The 13524-nt window shown below is 62.9% G+C and carries 14 protein-coding genes and 1 pseudogene; 3 read left to right on the plus strand and 12 right to left on the minus strand.

Features of this window, described 5'->3' with window-relative positions:
- Positions 1–158 precede the first annotated feature (158 nt).
- The 5 genes from iolG to P9272_RS13390 form a co-directional block, all read right to left on the minus strand.
- Positions 159–1151, minus strand: coding sequence for an inositol 2-dehydrogenase (gene iolG / locus P9272_RS13370; protein WP_128258541.1), 993 nt, complete (start codon positions 1149–1151; stop codon positions 159–161).
- A gap of 79 nt (positions 1152–1230) precedes the next feature.
- On the minus strand, positions 1231–2001 hold the full coding sequence (locus P9272_RS13375; protein WP_095768022.1) for an ATP-binding cassette domain-containing protein: 771 nt from the start codon (positions 1999–2001) through the stop codon (positions 1231–1233).
- A gap of 2 nt (positions 2002–2003) precedes the next feature.
- Positions 2004–3080 (minus strand): ABC transporter permease, encoded by a 1077-nt coding sequence (locus P9272_RS13380; protein ID WP_128258542.1) that lies wholly within the window; start codon positions 3078–3080, stop codon positions 2004–2006.
- A 109-nt stretch (positions 3081–3189) separates the two neighbouring features.
- Positions 3190–4131, minus strand: coding sequence for a sugar ABC transporter substrate-binding protein (locus tag P9272_RS13385; RefSeq protein ID WP_128258543.1), 942 nt, complete (start codon positions 4129–4131; stop codon positions 3190–3192).
- 344 nt (positions 4132–4475) lie between these two features.
- On the minus strand, positions 4476–5507 hold the full coding sequence (locus tag P9272_RS13390; protein WP_278160895.1) for a LacI family DNA-binding transcriptional regulator: 1032 nt from the start codon (positions 5505–5507) through the stop codon (positions 4476–4478).
- A gap of 188 nt (positions 5508–5695) precedes the next feature.
- Here P9272_RS13390 and P9272_RS13395 point away from each other — a divergent pair, with 188 nt between their 5' ends.
- The 3 genes from P9272_RS13395 to P9272_RS13405 are packed head-to-tail and all read left to right on the plus strand — an operon-like array spanning position 5696 to position 8387.
- Positions 5696–6802 (plus strand): fatty acid desaturase family protein, encoded by a 1107-nt coding sequence (locus tag P9272_RS13395; RefSeq protein ID WP_278160896.1) that lies wholly within the window; start codon positions 5696–5698, stop codon positions 6800–6802.
- Positions 6803–6841: 39 nt separating this feature from the next.
- Positions 6842–7156 (plus strand): MocE family 2Fe-2S type ferredoxin, encoded by a 315-nt coding sequence (locus tag P9272_RS13400; RefSeq protein WP_128258546.1) that lies wholly within the window; start codon positions 6842–6844, stop codon positions 7154–7156.
- Between the two features lie 4 nt (positions 7157–7160).
- Complete coding sequence (locus P9272_RS13405; protein WP_278160897.1) at positions 7161–8387, plus strand: FAD-dependent oxidoreductase; 1227 nt, start codon at positions 7161–7163, stop codon at positions 8385–8387.
- 6 nt (positions 8388–8393) lie between these two features.
- Here P9272_RS13405 and P9272_RS13410 read toward each other — a convergent pair whose 3' ends face one another.
- The 7 genes and pseudogenes from P9272_RS13410 to hslV all read right to left on the minus strand — a co-directional run bounded on the left by P9272_RS13410 (position 8394) and on the right by hslV (position 13316).
- Entirely contained in the window at positions 8394–9353 is a 960-nt protein-coding gene (locus P9272_RS13410) for a DUF1402 family protein (RefSeq protein ID WP_278160898.1), read from the minus strand.
- A gap of 230 nt (positions 9354–9583) precedes the next feature.
- Entirely contained in the window at positions 9584–9994 is a 411-nt protein-coding gene (locus P9272_RS13415; protein ID WP_278160899.1) for a type II toxin-antitoxin system VapC family toxin, read from the minus strand.
- Positions 9991–10223 (minus strand): annotated as a pseudogene (locus P9272_RS13420) (hypothetical protein). Before P9272_RS13420 ends, P9272_RS13415 begins: the two are co-directional and overlap by 4 nt.
- A 61-nt stretch (positions 10224–10284) precedes the next feature.
- Positions 10285–11595 carry an ATP-dependent protease ATPase subunit HslU gene (hslU, locus tag P9272_RS13425; protein ID WP_128258550.1) on the minus strand — a complete coding sequence of 437 codons (1311 nt, stop codon included), beginning with the start codon at positions 11593–11595 and terminating at the stop codon, positions 10285–10287.
- 5 nt (positions 11596–11600) lie between these two features.
- On the minus strand, positions 11601–12209 hold the full coding sequence (locus P9272_RS13430) for a DUF2585 domain-containing protein (RefSeq protein ID WP_278160901.1): 609 nt from the start codon (positions 12207–12209) through the stop codon (positions 11601–11603).
- Positions 12210–12213: 4 nt separating this feature from the next.
- Positions 12214–12741, minus strand: coding sequence for a GNAT family N-acetyltransferase (locus P9272_RS13435; RefSeq protein ID WP_278160902.1), 528 nt, complete (start codon positions 12739–12741; stop codon positions 12214–12216).
- 23 nt (positions 12742–12764) lie between these two features.
- A complete protein-coding gene (gene hslV, locus P9272_RS13440; protein WP_128258553.1) occupies positions 12765–13316 on the minus strand; it encodes an ATP-dependent protease subunit HslV in 552 nt (183 codons plus the stop codon).
- Positions 13317–13524 lie beyond the last annotated feature (208 nt).

Raw genomic sequence — 13524 nt, forward strand, 5'->3', positions numbered from 1 at the left:
TTAGCATCGCTCAAATGTAACGGCATGAATCCTATGGTCTGCGCCGCGTCGCTTCGCTCCTTGCTTCGCCATAGGATGACGACATGACGGATGCTCCGGCTAATCCCCAAACCCTGCAGATCGACGACCTGATCGCCCTCAAAACGCTCGCCCTTGAACTAGTCGACGCGGACGGTCTTCCCCGTTTTCGCCGACTCCAAAGCCGCGTCCGCGAGCTTCAGCGCGATCAGCCCGTCCTTGCCGCTCGGCGCAGCCTTCTTGCCGGCAGTCGCCGCAGCGATAAAAGAGGCGATCTCGTTGGCGTAGGCGTCGATGTAGCGGGTCATGAAGAAGTCGTGCAGCGGCGGACGCGTATAGCCCTTATCGTTGGCAAGCTCGATCGAGACCGGCCGCTGGTTCTCGGCCGCGACCATGCCCTTCGAGCCATGCACCTCTATGCGCTGGTCGTAGCCATAGGTGGCGCGGCGCGAGTTGGAGATGACGGCCTGCTTGCCGGAGGCGGTCTCGAGGATGACGCTGACCGAATCGAAATCGCCGGCTTCGCCGATCTTCTTGTCGACCAGCACCGAAGCGTGGGCACTGACGGCAACGGGCTCCTCGCCGAGCAGGAAGCGGGCCATGTCGAAATCATGGATGGTCATGTCGCGGAAAATGCCGCCGGACCTGGCGATGTAGTCGAGCGGCGGAGCGCCGGGATCGCGGGACGTGATGGTGACCATCTCGACCGTGCCGATGGCACCGTCGTCGATCGCCTTGCGTACGGCAGCAAAATGCGGATCGAAGCGGCGGTTGAAGCCGACCATCAGCGTGGCGCCGGTCTTCTCGACCACCGCCAAGCATTTTTCGACGCGCTCGACGGAGAGGTCGATCGGCTTCTCGCAGAAGATCGCCTTGCCGGCCTTGGCGAAACGCTCGATCAGGTCGGCATGCGTGTCGGTCGGCGTGCAGATGATGACGGCGTCGATGTCCTTGGCTTTCTCTATGGCCTCGATCGTGCGGACTTCAGCGCCATAGGCGGAGGCAAGCTCCGTCGCGGCCTTCTCGAAGGCGTCGGCCACGGCGACGAGTTTTGCCTGCGGATTTGAGCCGACGGCCCGGGCATGCACCTTGCCGATGCGGCCGGCGCCGAGAAGAGCGAAGCGGAGTGTCATGGAATGTCCTTCGAGGTGGGGTTGTACGCATAGCCGCGCCCTTGAGGCGCGGATGATTTGATCCTGTCGTGGCGCGCCGTCAGGCAGCCTGCAGCTCCGCCTGTCCGGTCTTGGCGCCGGTGATATAGGCGACGATGTCGTTGCCGTCGGTGTCCTGCTTGCGCAAATTGGCGACGATCCTGCCGCGCCGGAAGACGACGATGCGGTCGACCAGGTCGAACACCTGGCGCATGTTGTGGCTGACCAGGATCAGCGGCTCGCCATTCTCCTTCAGCGTGCGGATGATGTTCTCGACCTGCGCCGTCTCCTGCACGCCGAGCGCGGCGGTCGGCTCGTCCATGATGATCAGCTTGGAGGCGAAGGTCGCCGTCCGGGCGATCGCCACGCACTGGCGCTGGCCGCCCGACATGTGGCGAATGGTGCTGGAGAGGTTCGGGATCTTCACCGCCGTGCGGACAAGCGCCGCCTCCGTCGCCTTGCGCATCGCCTTGCGGTCAAGGATGGAGAAGGGGCCGAGGTTGAACAGCACCTTCTCGCGGCCGAGGAAGAGGTTCGACGGCACGTCGAGGTCGTCGGCCAAAGCGAGGTTCTGGAACACGGTCTCGATGCCGGCCTCGCGCGCCTCGATCGGGCCGGCGAAATTGACCTCCTTGCCGTCGAACCAGATCTTGCCGTCGGTGCGCTGCTCGACGCCGGTGATCTGGCGCACGAAGGTCGACTTGCCGGCGCCGTTGTCGCCCATGATGGCGACGTGCTCGCCCTTGCGCAGCTCGAAATTCGCCTCCTGCAGCGCATGCACGCCGCCATAGTGCTTGGTGAGGTTTTCGGTCTTCAGAACGATGTCGGACATGGTCAAGCTCCTATCGCCCGGCGGCGCTGGCGCCATTGATCGAGAACGACCGCGCCGACGATGATCACGCCCTTCACCATCTCCTGATAATAGGCGTCGAGGCGCAGGAAGGTGAAGCCGGAAATTATGACGCCGAAGATCAGGGAGCCGATCACCGTGCCGATGATCGAGCCGCGGCCGCCCGACAGCGAGACGCCGCCGATGACCGCCATCGCGATAGCGTCGAGCTCATACATGACGCCCATGCCGGCCTGGGCGGTGAGGTTCTTGGAGGACAGCACCACTGCTGCGATCGAGGCAAGGATGCCGGCGATCGCATAGACCAGCACCTTGTGGTTGGCGATCTTGATGCCGGACATGCGCGCCGCATCCTCATTGGAGCCGATGGCGTAGCAATGCTTGCCGTATTTCGTGTAGGTCAGGATGAGCTGGAACAGGATCGCCAGCGAGATGAAGATGACGACCGGCATCAGCCCCTTGCCGATCGCCGCGAAGCTGTCGGTCGGAAACGAGATGGGCTGGCCCTTCGACCACCATTTGGCGATGCCGCGGGCGGTGACCATCATGCCAAGCGTGGCGATGAAGGGCGGGATGCGCGTGAAGGCGATCAAGAGGCCGTTGATCAGGCCGGCGATCAGGCCGCAGCCGATCGCGACCAGCAGCGGCACGATGACCGGCAGGTCGGTCCAGCCATAGGCGATGAACATCGCCTTGGGATTAGGATTGCCGTTGACCGTCGCGACCTGGGCAAAGCTCATGGCAATCATGGCGGTGGCGCCGACGATCGAGCCTGAGGACAGGTCGATGCCGCCGCAGATGATGACCTGGGTGACGCCAATGGCGATGATGCCGACGATCGACACCTGCAGGATGATGATCTGCAAGCGCTGCTCGTTGAAGAGCCCGGAGACATTCTCGCGGGTGTTGAACAGGAAGCTGTCGCCGAGGAAGACGCGGCCCACCAGCTCGAAAGCGGCGACCAGGATAACGAGCGCCAGGAACACGTTGAACTCGGCAGGCCACGGACGCTTCTTGGCGTCGTAGCTCAGCCCGCCAATGCCATGCGATGTCTGTGACACGTCGTCTTCCTCCGTCGGGCGCACTTGTCCGGCCTCCCGTGCGGACGAGAGGGAAAGGCGGAGCGGCGCGCGTGTTCCGACCGGACGCGCCGCCCGATATCGAGGCGCCTCAGTTCTTCTTCAAGAACTTGTCGATGTTCGCCGGCGTCACGAGCTGGAACGGGATGTAGACTTTCTTATCCACCTTCTCGCCCTTGGAGAGCTTCAGCGCGGCATCGAGCGCGCCGGCGCCCTGGCCGGCCGCGTCCTGGAAGACCGTCGCATCGAGATCGCCCGCCTGCATCGCCACCAGCGCGTCCTGGGTGGCGTCGACGCCGGTGACCACCACCGACTTCATGTCGACATTGGCGGCCTTCATCGCCTGGATGGCGCCGATGGCGCTTTCGTCGTTGTTGGCGATGACACCGTCGAAGGCCTTGCCCGACGACAGCCAGTTGGTCATCAGGTTCTGGGCCTCGTCACGCTTCCAATTCGAGGTCTGCTTGTCGATGATCTTGATGAAGTTGCAGTCCGGGGTGGCGATGACTTCCTCGATGTCCTTGGTACGCTGCACCGCGGCCTGGTTCGAAAGCTCGCCCATGATCACATAGACATTGGCTTCCTTCTTGCCGGCTTCCTTGAACAGGCGGCAGGCCTCCTTGGTCTCGAGCGTGCCAGAATCGGCTTCGTTCGAAGCGACGAATGCCTGGTTGTCGGGAAGCTTGTCGACGTTGACCGGCTCGCGGTTGACATAGACCAGCGGGATCTTGGCCGCGGCGGCCGCATCCGACATCGCCTGCGTGGCCGAGGTGTCGACCGGGTTGACGATGATGGCGTCGACGCCCGAAGCGGCGAAGTTCTTGATCTGGTCGAGCTGCTTTGCCACGTCGTTCTGCGCGTCCTCGACCTGCAGTTCGACGCCGCTCATGCCCTTGGCCTGCGCAATCATGCCGTTGCGCAGCACAGTGAGGAAGTTGTCGTCGAAAAGAGCCATCGAAACGCCGATCTTGGCGGCAAAGGCGGATGAACACATCAGCGCCGAAAGCGCGACGCCCAAAAGCAGTTTCTTCATTTTATCTCCTCCACTTGGTGTCCGGCTGCACCCATTGAACCGGAATCCCCGGTTTGCCCGGAGAATCTCTCCCTGCGGCCATGCGGCGTCGCCAATTCGATTGGAACGCCTCTTCCTCCGTTCGAACAGACGCTCTCGGAACGAAAGAACCAAAAGGTCTAGCTAGTGAAATATTTATTCCATTTCGCTTGAGAAACGTCAAGGGCGATTCTGACTGGGGCGGCCGGTTTTTCGCTCACCATCAGCGTCTAAGACGGACCAAGGGGGTCGAAAATTGCGCCCGAGCCACGGTGAACCACGATGCAAGAATCCATCAGCCTGATGGATTCCATCATGGCTGACGCTTAGATGTTTTCCGGCAGATAGATGTCGAAGGGCAGGAAGGTCTGCCCGGGCGCATTGGCGGCGCCGCTTTCAATGGCGTGGGTCATCAGTCCGACGAGTTCCCGGCAGAGCGCGGCAAGCGGCGTCGAGATCACCATGGTGAGGATGTTGTCGGCAAGTGCCGCGCGCGAGACGGCATTGATCTCGTTGCAGATCACGACCGGCATCTCGGCCGGTTTCGCCGTCCGCAGCGCCGAGACCGCGCCCTCCATGCCGCCGCCGGCGACATAGCAGCCGGCGAGATCAGGATGGCGCGCCAGGAGATCAAGCATGGCGTCATGCGTCACGTCATTGGCCTCGAGGTTGACCAGCGTCTCCATCACGGTGAAGTCCGGCGCGTGTTCGCGAAAGAAAGAGCGGAAGCCGATCTCGCGCAATTCATGGCCGTGGAAGCGATGGCTGCCGACGAAGAGCGCGACCTTGCCCGGCTTTCTGGCGGCCTTGGAGATCATCCAGGCCGCGCTGCGCCCAACCTTGCGGTTGTCGAGACCGACATAGCCCTCGCGGATGCCTGCGGCAAAATCCGACAGCAGCGAGAAGACAGGCTGTCCCCTCGCCTTCAGCGTTTCCACGACCGCCGTGAGGTTTGGATGGTCCGGGCCGACGACGGCGATGCCCCTCGACTTGGCTGCCAGCCTGCGCATCTGGGCAGCGATTTCGTCAGGCGCCAGCGAGGCGGCGAAATCGACCGTCGCAACGCCGCGAAACCGCTGCGATTGCGCGACCGCCAGCTCGATCTCCCGGGCGAAATCGCCGTAGAAGACATCATTGCCCCTGAGCAGCAGGAAGCCGAGCCGGTACTCCGGCAGTTCCTGCCGCATTCGCTGCTTGATCAGCCCGGCGGCATGATAGCCGATCTCGGTGGCGGCGTCGTAGACGCGGCGCGCCGTCTCCTCGCGCACCGGCAGGCGGCTGTTCAGCACCCTGTCGACGGTGGCGACGCTGACGCCCGAGACGCGCGCGAGATCGGTGATTGTCGGCCGCTTTGCCATGAATGCTTCCTCGCTTGCCCGACTATGGATATCCGATTCAGCATATCTGATACTGATAGGAAATGATAGAAACTATCTTTGTGATGTTGAGACTATCAGACCTTGTGGTTATGCTGAAGCCGAAAGTCAGCGATGCGCGAGCCCTACATGCTCGGGGCGGTTCGCCAAGGCGCTGACGGAGGACCCCAATGACGGCAATCACGTCTTCGGCGGCATCGCCGCGCGACTACAGCCTGACCGGGCGTGACGCCAAGGTTGCGGTCGAGAATGGCCTTGCGGCGGCCGAGTGGTACCATACCGAGATCCCCCGCAAGCAGATGAAGGAGCTGATGCAGCGCTCCGATCAGCCGGCGATCCGCGACACCATCATCTGGCTCGCCGCCTTCGTCGTCAGCGCGGCGGGCGGCATCTGGTTCTGGGGCAGCTGGTGGTGCGTGCCTTTCCTCTTCGTCTATGGGACGCTTTACGGTTCCTCGACCGATTCCCGCTGGCACGAATGCGGCCACGGCACGGCCTTTCGCACGCAGTGGATGAACGACGTCGTCTACCAGCTCGCCTGCTTCATGATCATGCGCAATCCGGTGACCTGGCGCTGGAGCCATACGCGCCACCACACAGACACGATCATTGTCGGCCGCGACCCCGAGATCGCCGTCATGCGCCCGCCGGACCTTTTGCGCGTGGTGCTGAACTTCTTCGGCATTCTCGATGCCTGGCACGCGATGACCGACATGCTGCGCAATGCCGCCGGCAACATCAGCGCCGCCGAAAAAAGCTTCATTCCCGAGCAGGAGCAGCCGAAGGCGATCCGCGTGGCACGCGTCTGGCTCGCCATCTACATCGCGACCATCGCGCTGGCGCTTTATCTGCATTCATGGCTGCCGCTGATGCTCGTCGGCCTGCCTCGCCTCTACGGCGCCTGGCATCATGTGATGACCGGGCTCCTGCAGCATGGTGGGCTCGCCGAAAATGTCGTCGACCACCGTCTGAACAGCCGCACTGTATACATGAATCCGATCAGCCGGTTCATCTACTGGAACATGAATTACCATGTGGAGCACCACATGTTCCCGATGGTGCCCTATCACGCGCTGCCCAAGCTGCATGAGACGATCAGGCACGACCTGCCGGCGCCGACGCCCTCGATCCTGGCCGGCTATCGCGAGATGATCCCCGCCTTCCTGCGACAGCTGCGCAACGAGGACTATTTCCTCAAGCGCGCGCTGCCGCCGACGGCGAAACCCTACCGGGAAGAGTTGCACAACGACAATCCAGTGTCGGCAGCGGCCGAGTGAGCAGCCCGACCAAATGACCATGAATTCCAGGAGAGCGAGATGAGCGACTGGGTCGAGGCCTGCGCGGCCGGGGATATCGATGAAGAGGACGTGATGCGGTTCGACCATTCCGGCCTCACCTACGCCATCTACCGCAGCCCGGACGACGAGTATTTCGCAACCGACGGCCTGTGCACGCATGAAAAGGTGCATCTGGCCGAAGGGCTGGTGATGGACGACATCATCGAATGCCCGAAGCACAATGGCCGCTTCAACTATAAGACCGGCGACGCGCGCGGCGCACCCGTCTGCGTGAACCTGAAGACTTATCCGGTCAAGGTCGACGCTGGAAAAGTCCTGATCCAGATCGGGTAAAACCATGACGGGGATGCTGATTATCGGTGCGGGCGAGTGTGGGGGGCGCGCGGCGCTCGCCCTGCGCGACCTCGGTTATGACGGGCCGGTGACATTGGTCGGCGACGAGCCGCATTTGCCCTATGAACGACCACCGCTGTCGAAGGAAGCGATGAGCGGCGAGGCTCCCTCCATCAAGGCGATCGCCACAGACGCGGTCCTCGCCGAACGCGCGATCCGGCACATCCATTCCGTCCTGGCTGTCGCGATCGACCGCGCAGCCCATACCGTGCAACTGTCGGACGGCTCTTCCCTGTCCTACGACAAGCTGCTGCTGGCCACGGGATCCGTACCTCGCAAGCTGCCGATGCCGGGCCTCGGGTCGCGCTGCGTTTATCTCAGGACCTTCAACGACGCGCTTGCCATCCGCGCCCATCTCGGCTCGGGGAGGCGCGTCGCCATCATCGGCGGCGGCTTCATAGGTCTGGAGCTTGCGGCCTCGGCCCGGAAACTCGGCGCCACGGTCACCGTCATCGAGGCGCAGCAGCGCATCCTGATGCGGGGCGTGCCGGCCGAGATCGCCGGGATCATCCACAAGGCGCATGAGGCCGAGGGAGTTGCGATCCGCACTGGCCAGGGGATCGCCGCAATCGCCGATGACGGCAAGGAAGTCGCCATCGCGCTGGCCGACGGGCAGAAGATCGTCGCCGATCTCGCCGTGATCGGCATCGGCGCCGTGCCGGTGACCACGCTTGCCGCCGAGGCGGGGCTCGCGATCGACAACGGCATCGCCGTGGACGAGCATTTGCGCACCGCAGATCCGGATATCTTCGCCGCCGGCGATTGCTGCTCGTTCCCGCTCGCCGTCTATGGCGGGCGGCGCGTGCGGCTGGAGGCCTGGCGCAACGCGCAGGAGCAAGGCGCGCTGGCCGCCAGGAACATGCTGGGGGCCAACGAGGCGCATGCCGCCGTGCCGTGGTTCTGGTCGGATCAGTACGGGCTCACTTTGCAGATCGCCGGGCTTTCCGACGAGGGCAAGAACATCGTGCGGCGCGACCTCGACGACGGCGCCTTCATCCTGTTCCATCTGGCCGGGGACGGCAGGCTGGTCGCCGCCAGCGGCATCGGTCCCGGCAACGCAGTGGCGCGCGACATCCGCCTGGCGGAGATGCTGATCGCCAAGCGGGCGAGCCCGGCGCCGGAGGCGCTCGGCTCGCAGACGGTCAAGCTAAAATCGCTGCTGGCGGCGTAGGTCTGGTTAGAAAAGCGCCTTCAGCTCATCGAGCTTGTCGTTGACCAGCCAGCCGTAATAGTTCTCCTCGGGCAGCTTTTCCGGTTCGCCGGCGGCGCGGCGCCTGTCGTTCTCGGCCTTCAGCGCATAGGCGCGCTGCTCGGGGTTGCCGACATTGTAAAGCGTCGCGGTAAGCCCCGGATTGTGGGAGATGTCGAAGCCGGCGATGCTGCGATAGGCGTCGATCGACTTCCTGATGGTCGCGGCGACGTAAGGCAGCGTCAGGTCCGGGTCCATGATGGTCTTGTAGACCGCATTGGGATCTTCGACGTCGAGCTTCGGCAGGCCGGAGACCTTGTGCACGAGATCGCTCATCTGCAGCGCGGTCAGCGGATTGAGCTGGCCGAGACCGAAGGTCTGGCCGGCATAATAGGGCTGAAAGAAGGTGGCGCCGAAGCGGTCGTCGGGGAAATCCTCGCCGCCGACGCTCTTGCCGCGGAAGGCATGGTTCCACACCTGCTCGCGGCATTCCCACAGATCGTAGCTGTCGTCCATGCCGGCGCATTTCTTGAATTCCGGCCGCTGGACGAAATCGCTGACATCCTCACCCTCATAGGCGAAGGTCAGCTTGCTCGACAGATAGGACATCGCCTTGACGTAGTAGGTCTGCAGCCGGTCGTAGGCGTCGACATTGTATGTATGCTCCCCGACGATGGCGCCGACGATATGCATCGGATCGATGCCGTAGGCAGCCGCCACCTTCCTGATCTTGCCGCGCAGCTCGGCGTCGTTCTGCAGCAACGCGTAGACTTTCCGGTACTTGGCCTGGAAGGTGGTGTTGGTTGCTTGCGTACGCCGGCTGGACGCGCCCGGAATGTCCGGCTGCACGGCGTTGCGATTGCCCGGAGGCACCATGGTCGCCGCGTCGGCGATCGTCACCGCCGCCGCCAAAGCGATGCCCAGAAAAAGTAGGATATATTTCTTCATGCCGCCGCCTTTGAATTCGCGGCAAACTAGGAAAAGCGTACGACAGAGTCGAGAGAAGGCGCGGTCAAACCACATCGAAAGGCGGCCAGATGGTACCATCTGGCCACACTGCAGGTTTGAGGTAAAGGACAGTCACCAAAGAGATCAGCCGCCGTTGCGTTGCCGCCTGACAAGAACGGCGGGTATCGATCAACGGCATCAATTCGAGCCGGCTGAGAGCTGCTCCAAGGTCATGCATAGATTGGCGATTTCACGGGAGCCTTCTGGTGCAGCACTCGGACAAGGCGTTCATCCGCGGTCACAAAGCGACAATTTCGGCTCATCGCAAGGCTGACATACATGCAGTCATAGGCCGGATGACCGATATCCGTCGCCAGTTCGGTCCCTTTGGCGAGCAATCCCCGCATGCCAAACAATTCGATATCGCTACGCTCCAGCAAGCTTGCGGCCATCTTCGCCTCTTCGCGACTGACTTCACCGCGCTGGACCTTCTTCCAGAGAATGTTGGCGCACTCAACGATCAGCGGTTCCGGCGCCGCGAAGCGTCGACCATGCCGCAAGCCAAGCGCCAGAGACGTACCCTCCTCCTCGACCGCCCATTTGACAGCGATGCTGGCATCAACGACGAGCGTTTCCGTCACCGTTCGTCACGTTCTTCGCGCAGCAGCACTTCGGAGGGTTTTTGCTTTCGCTGGGCAGTGAGCAACCGCAGTCGGGCCGCCAGCTCTTCGAACGAGGGCTCGCTCTCATTTTCCAGCACCTGCCTAAGGATTTCACGGTGCTCGGCCTCGGCCGATCGCCCATGCCGGGCCGCACGCATCTTCAGCTCAAGTCGTCATCCAGATTGCGGACGTGCAGATTTCCGGCCATGCGCCCTAGCCGTCCCGTGCGCGCAACGCGCGAAAGGAAGGCTATCTGCCGGCGGCGGCGCCTACAGGATGAATCGCGACAGGTCGGTGTTGCGCGACAGGTCGCCGACATGCTTCTCGACATAGGCGGCGTCGATTGTGACCGTCGTACCGTTGCGGTCCGGCGCGTCGTAAGAGATCTCGTCCAGCACGCGCTCCATCACCGTCTGCAGGCGCCGCGCGCCAATATTCTCCACGCTGGCGTTGAGGTCGACGGCGATGCCGGCCAGCGAATCGATGGCGTCGTCGGTGAAGGTCAGCTCGACGCCCTCGGTCTTCATCAGCGCGATATACTGCTTGATGAGGCTCGCCTCGGTCTCGGTGAGGATGCGGACGAAATCCGACTTCTCCAGCGCGCGCAGCTCGACGCGGATCGGCAGGCGGCCCTGCAGCTCGGGCAGCAGGTCGGATGGCTTGGACACGTGGAAGGCGCCGGACGCGATGAACAGGATGTGGTCGGTCTTGATCGGCCCGTATTTTGTCGCGACGGTGGTGCCTTCGACCAGCGGGAGCAGGTCGCGCTGCACGCCTTCGCGCGACGGGCCGCCCGAAATGTCGCTCCTTGCGGCGATCTTGTCGATCTCGTCGAGGAAGACGATGCCGTCGTTCTCGGCCGATTCCAGCGCCCGGCGCACCACTTCGTCCTGGTCGAGCAGCTTGTCGGACTCGTCGTTAACGAGCAGTGCGTAGGAATCACGCACCGTGGTCTTGCGGGTCTTGGTCCTGCGGCCGCCCATCGCCTTCGACAGCATGTCGTTGATGTTGAGCACGCCGACATTGCCGCCGGGCATGCCGGGGATCTCGAAGCCTGGCATGCCGCCATTTCCGGTGTCGGCCACCTCGATCTCGATTTCCTTGTCGTCGAGCTCGCCGTCGCGCAGCTTCTTGCGGAAGGAATCGCGCGTGGCCGGGCTCGCCGTCTTGCCGACGAGGGCTTCCAGCACGCGCTCCTCGGCATTGATCTGGGCGCGCGCCGCAACGTCCTCGCGCATCTTCTCGCGGGTCAGGCCGATGGCGACCTCGACGAGGTCGCGCACGATCTGCTCGACATCGCGGCCGACATAGCCGACTTCGGTGAACTTGGTCGCCTCGACCTTGACGAAGGGCGCTCCGGCGAGCCGCGCCAGGCGACGCGAGATCTCGGTCTTGCCGACGCCCGTCGGGCCGATCATCAGGATGTTCTTCGGCATCACCTCTTCGCGCATCTGGCCTTCCAGCTGCTGACGACGCCAGCGGTTGCGCAAGGCGATGGCCACGGCGCGCTTGGCGTCCTTCTGGCCGATGATGAAGCGGTCGAGTTCCGAAACGATTTCGCGTGGGGAAAAGGTGCTCATATTACTCAAATTCCACTTTGCCACTGCTTGATGGACTCGAACGGATGCAGCAGCATGATCACGTTGAGCGTCAGATTGTCCCGGATGATGTAGCCCGTGCCGAGCTCGAAGATGAGAGCCAGGGCCACGATCAACCATATAGGTAGCTTTCGCGCCATCACAAATCCCAGCACCATGAACAATGTGTCGGACACCGAGTTGATGATCGAGTCGCCGTACGAGTCGCCGTAATAGTTCAGCGAAATCGTGCCGGCGCGGTAGCGGTCGATGATGAAGGGACTGTTCTCCAGGATTTCCCAGCCACCTTCGATGAGGACAGCGAAGGCGAGTCTTAAGCCCACCGGCGATCGCGGGAACAGCGCCCAGGCCAGCGCATAGAACAGGAAGCCGTGGATGATGTGCGAGAAAGTGTACCAGTCGGCGATGTGCTGGGAATTCTCCGAACTGTTGACCACGCCGTGCCAGAGCTTGACGTAGCCGCAGGTGCAGATCGGCGGATGGCCCATGCCATAAAGGGCGCCCGCCTGGAAGACGATCAAGGCGAGCACGAGCAGCAGGCCCATGCGCCAGCTGTCCTCATAGGCGGAAAGCGTCTTGTCCTCAGGCGCGGTCATTCGGTCAGTCCCCCAGATTTTCATCGTCGTCTTCATCCGCATCGACGGCCATCAGCACGACATCCCCATATTGCGAATGCCTGCGGCCGATCGGCCTGAAGCCTGCCTTCTCATAGGCGCGGATGGCACGGGCATTGTCTGGATGCGGATCGATGATGACGCGGGGCGCGCCTTCCTCGAACAGCTCCTCGACGAACTGGCTCAGGATTGCCGAGCCATGGCCGATGCCGACAAGCTCCGGCGGACCGATCGTCAGATCGATGCCCAGCGTGCCGAAAGGCTGGTCGGCATAGGGATGGTCGTCCTCCATATGCGGGTCATAGCTCTGCAGATAGGCGATCGGCCTGCCGTCCAGTTCGACGATCAGCGCTTCCACCGACACCGAATCGATATGCTCGCGGATCTCGGCGATCTCCTTTTCCGGATCGTCCCACCACTGGGCGACATGCGGCTCGCGCAGCCACCTGGCGATCAAAGGCAGATCCTTCTCGGTGACCGGTCGAAAATCGTAGCTATGCTCCTGGTTGGCCATGATCCTCTCCCCGATCATGGACCTCAGGCGGCGTCGAGCGTTTCGACCACGAAATTGTTGTTGGTGTAGACGCAGATGTCGGACGCGATCTGCATGGCCTTGCGGGCGATCTCCTCGGCGTCCTTGTCGGTATCGATCAGCGCGCGGGCCGCGGCCAGGGCGTAATTGCCGCCGGAGCCGATGGCCATGACGCCATGCTCGGGTTCCAGCACGTCGCCATTGCCGGTCAGCGCCAGCGAGACCGACTTGTCGGCGACCAGCATCATGGCTTCCAGGCGGCGCAGGTAACGGTCGGTGCGCCAGTCCTTGGCGAGCTCGACGCAGGCGCGCGTCAGCTGGTCGGGATACTGCTCGAGCTTTGCTTCGAGCCGCTCGAGCAGGGTGAAGGCGTCGGCGGTAGCGCCGGCGAAGCCGGCAATGACGCTGCCGCCCTTGCCGATGCGGCGCACCTTGCGGGCGTTGCCCTTCATGATCGTCTGGCCGAGGCTGACCTGACCGTCGCCGGCGATCACGACCTTGCTGCCCTTGCGCACGCTGATGATGGTCGTGGCGTGCATGGTGAGTTCATTCGACATTTTGAGCTCCGATTCGCGCTATCCCTTGAAAAGGCGATTGGCGCGGTACGAGTAAGTTTGATCGGCCATATGTATGCATAGGGCCAGCGATTGCAAACCGCCCCTCGGCCGAGGCCGACAGGGCAGGAATGGCAACTGGCAATCGCCGGATCATGCTGATAGAAGGCTTTCGTTTTCAAGCCCGAAGCCCCGGCCAGGGCAATAAGGA

It is taken from the genome of Mesorhizobium sp. WSM4976 (genome assembly GCF_029625685.1).
Classification (GTDB): Bacteria; Pseudomonadota; Alphaproteobacteria; order Rhizobiales; family Rhizobiaceae; genus Mesorhizobium.

Excerpts from the sequence above, each read along its gene's own strand:
- iolG (WP_128258541.1), bottom strand. The coding sequence starts at position 1,151 with ATGACACTCCGCTTCGCTCTTCTCGGCGCCGGCCGCATCGGCAAGGTG.
- P9272_RS13375 (WP_095768022.1), bottom strand. The coding sequence starts at position 2,001 with ATGTCCGACATCGTTCTGAAGACCGAAAACCTCACCAAGCACTATGGC.
- P9272_RS13385 (WP_128258543.1), bottom strand. The coding sequence starts at position 4,131 with ATGAAGAAACTGCTTTTGGGCGTCGCGCTTTCGGCGCTGATGTGTTCA.
- P9272_RS13390 (WP_278160895.1), bottom strand. The coding sequence starts at position 5,507 with ATGGCAAAGCGGCCGACAATCACCGATCTCGCGCGCGTCTCGGGCGTC.
- P9272_RS13395 (WP_278160896.1), top strand. The coding sequence starts at position 5,696 with ATGACGGCAATCACGTCTTCGGCGGCATCGCCGCGCGACTACAGCCTG.
- P9272_RS13400 (WP_128258546.1), top strand. The coding sequence starts at position 6,842 with ATGAGCGACTGGGTCGAGGCCTGCGCGGCCGGGGATATCGATGAAGAG.
- P9272_RS13405 (WP_278160897.1), top strand. The coding sequence starts at position 7,161 with ATGACGGGGATGCTGATTATCGGTGCGGGCGAGTGTGGGGGGCGCGCG.
- P9272_RS13410 (WP_278160898.1), bottom strand. The coding sequence starts at position 9,353 with ATGAAGAAATATATCCTACTTTTTCTGGGCATCGCTTTGGCGGCGGCG.
- hslU (WP_128258550.1), bottom strand. The coding sequence starts at position 11,595 with ATGAGCACCTTTTCCCCACGCGAAATCGTTTCGGAACTCGACCGCTTC.
- P9272_RS13430 (WP_278160901.1), bottom strand. The coding sequence starts at position 12,209 with ATGACCGCGCCTGAGGACAAGACGCTTTCCGCCTATGAGGACAGCTGG.
- P9272_RS13435 (WP_278160902.1), bottom strand. The coding sequence starts at position 12,741 with ATGGCCAACCAGGAGCATAGCTACGATTTTCGACCGGTCACCGAGAAG.
- hslV (WP_128258553.1), bottom strand. The coding sequence starts at position 13,316 with ATGTCGAATGAACTCACCATGCACGCCACGACCATCATCAGCGTGCGC.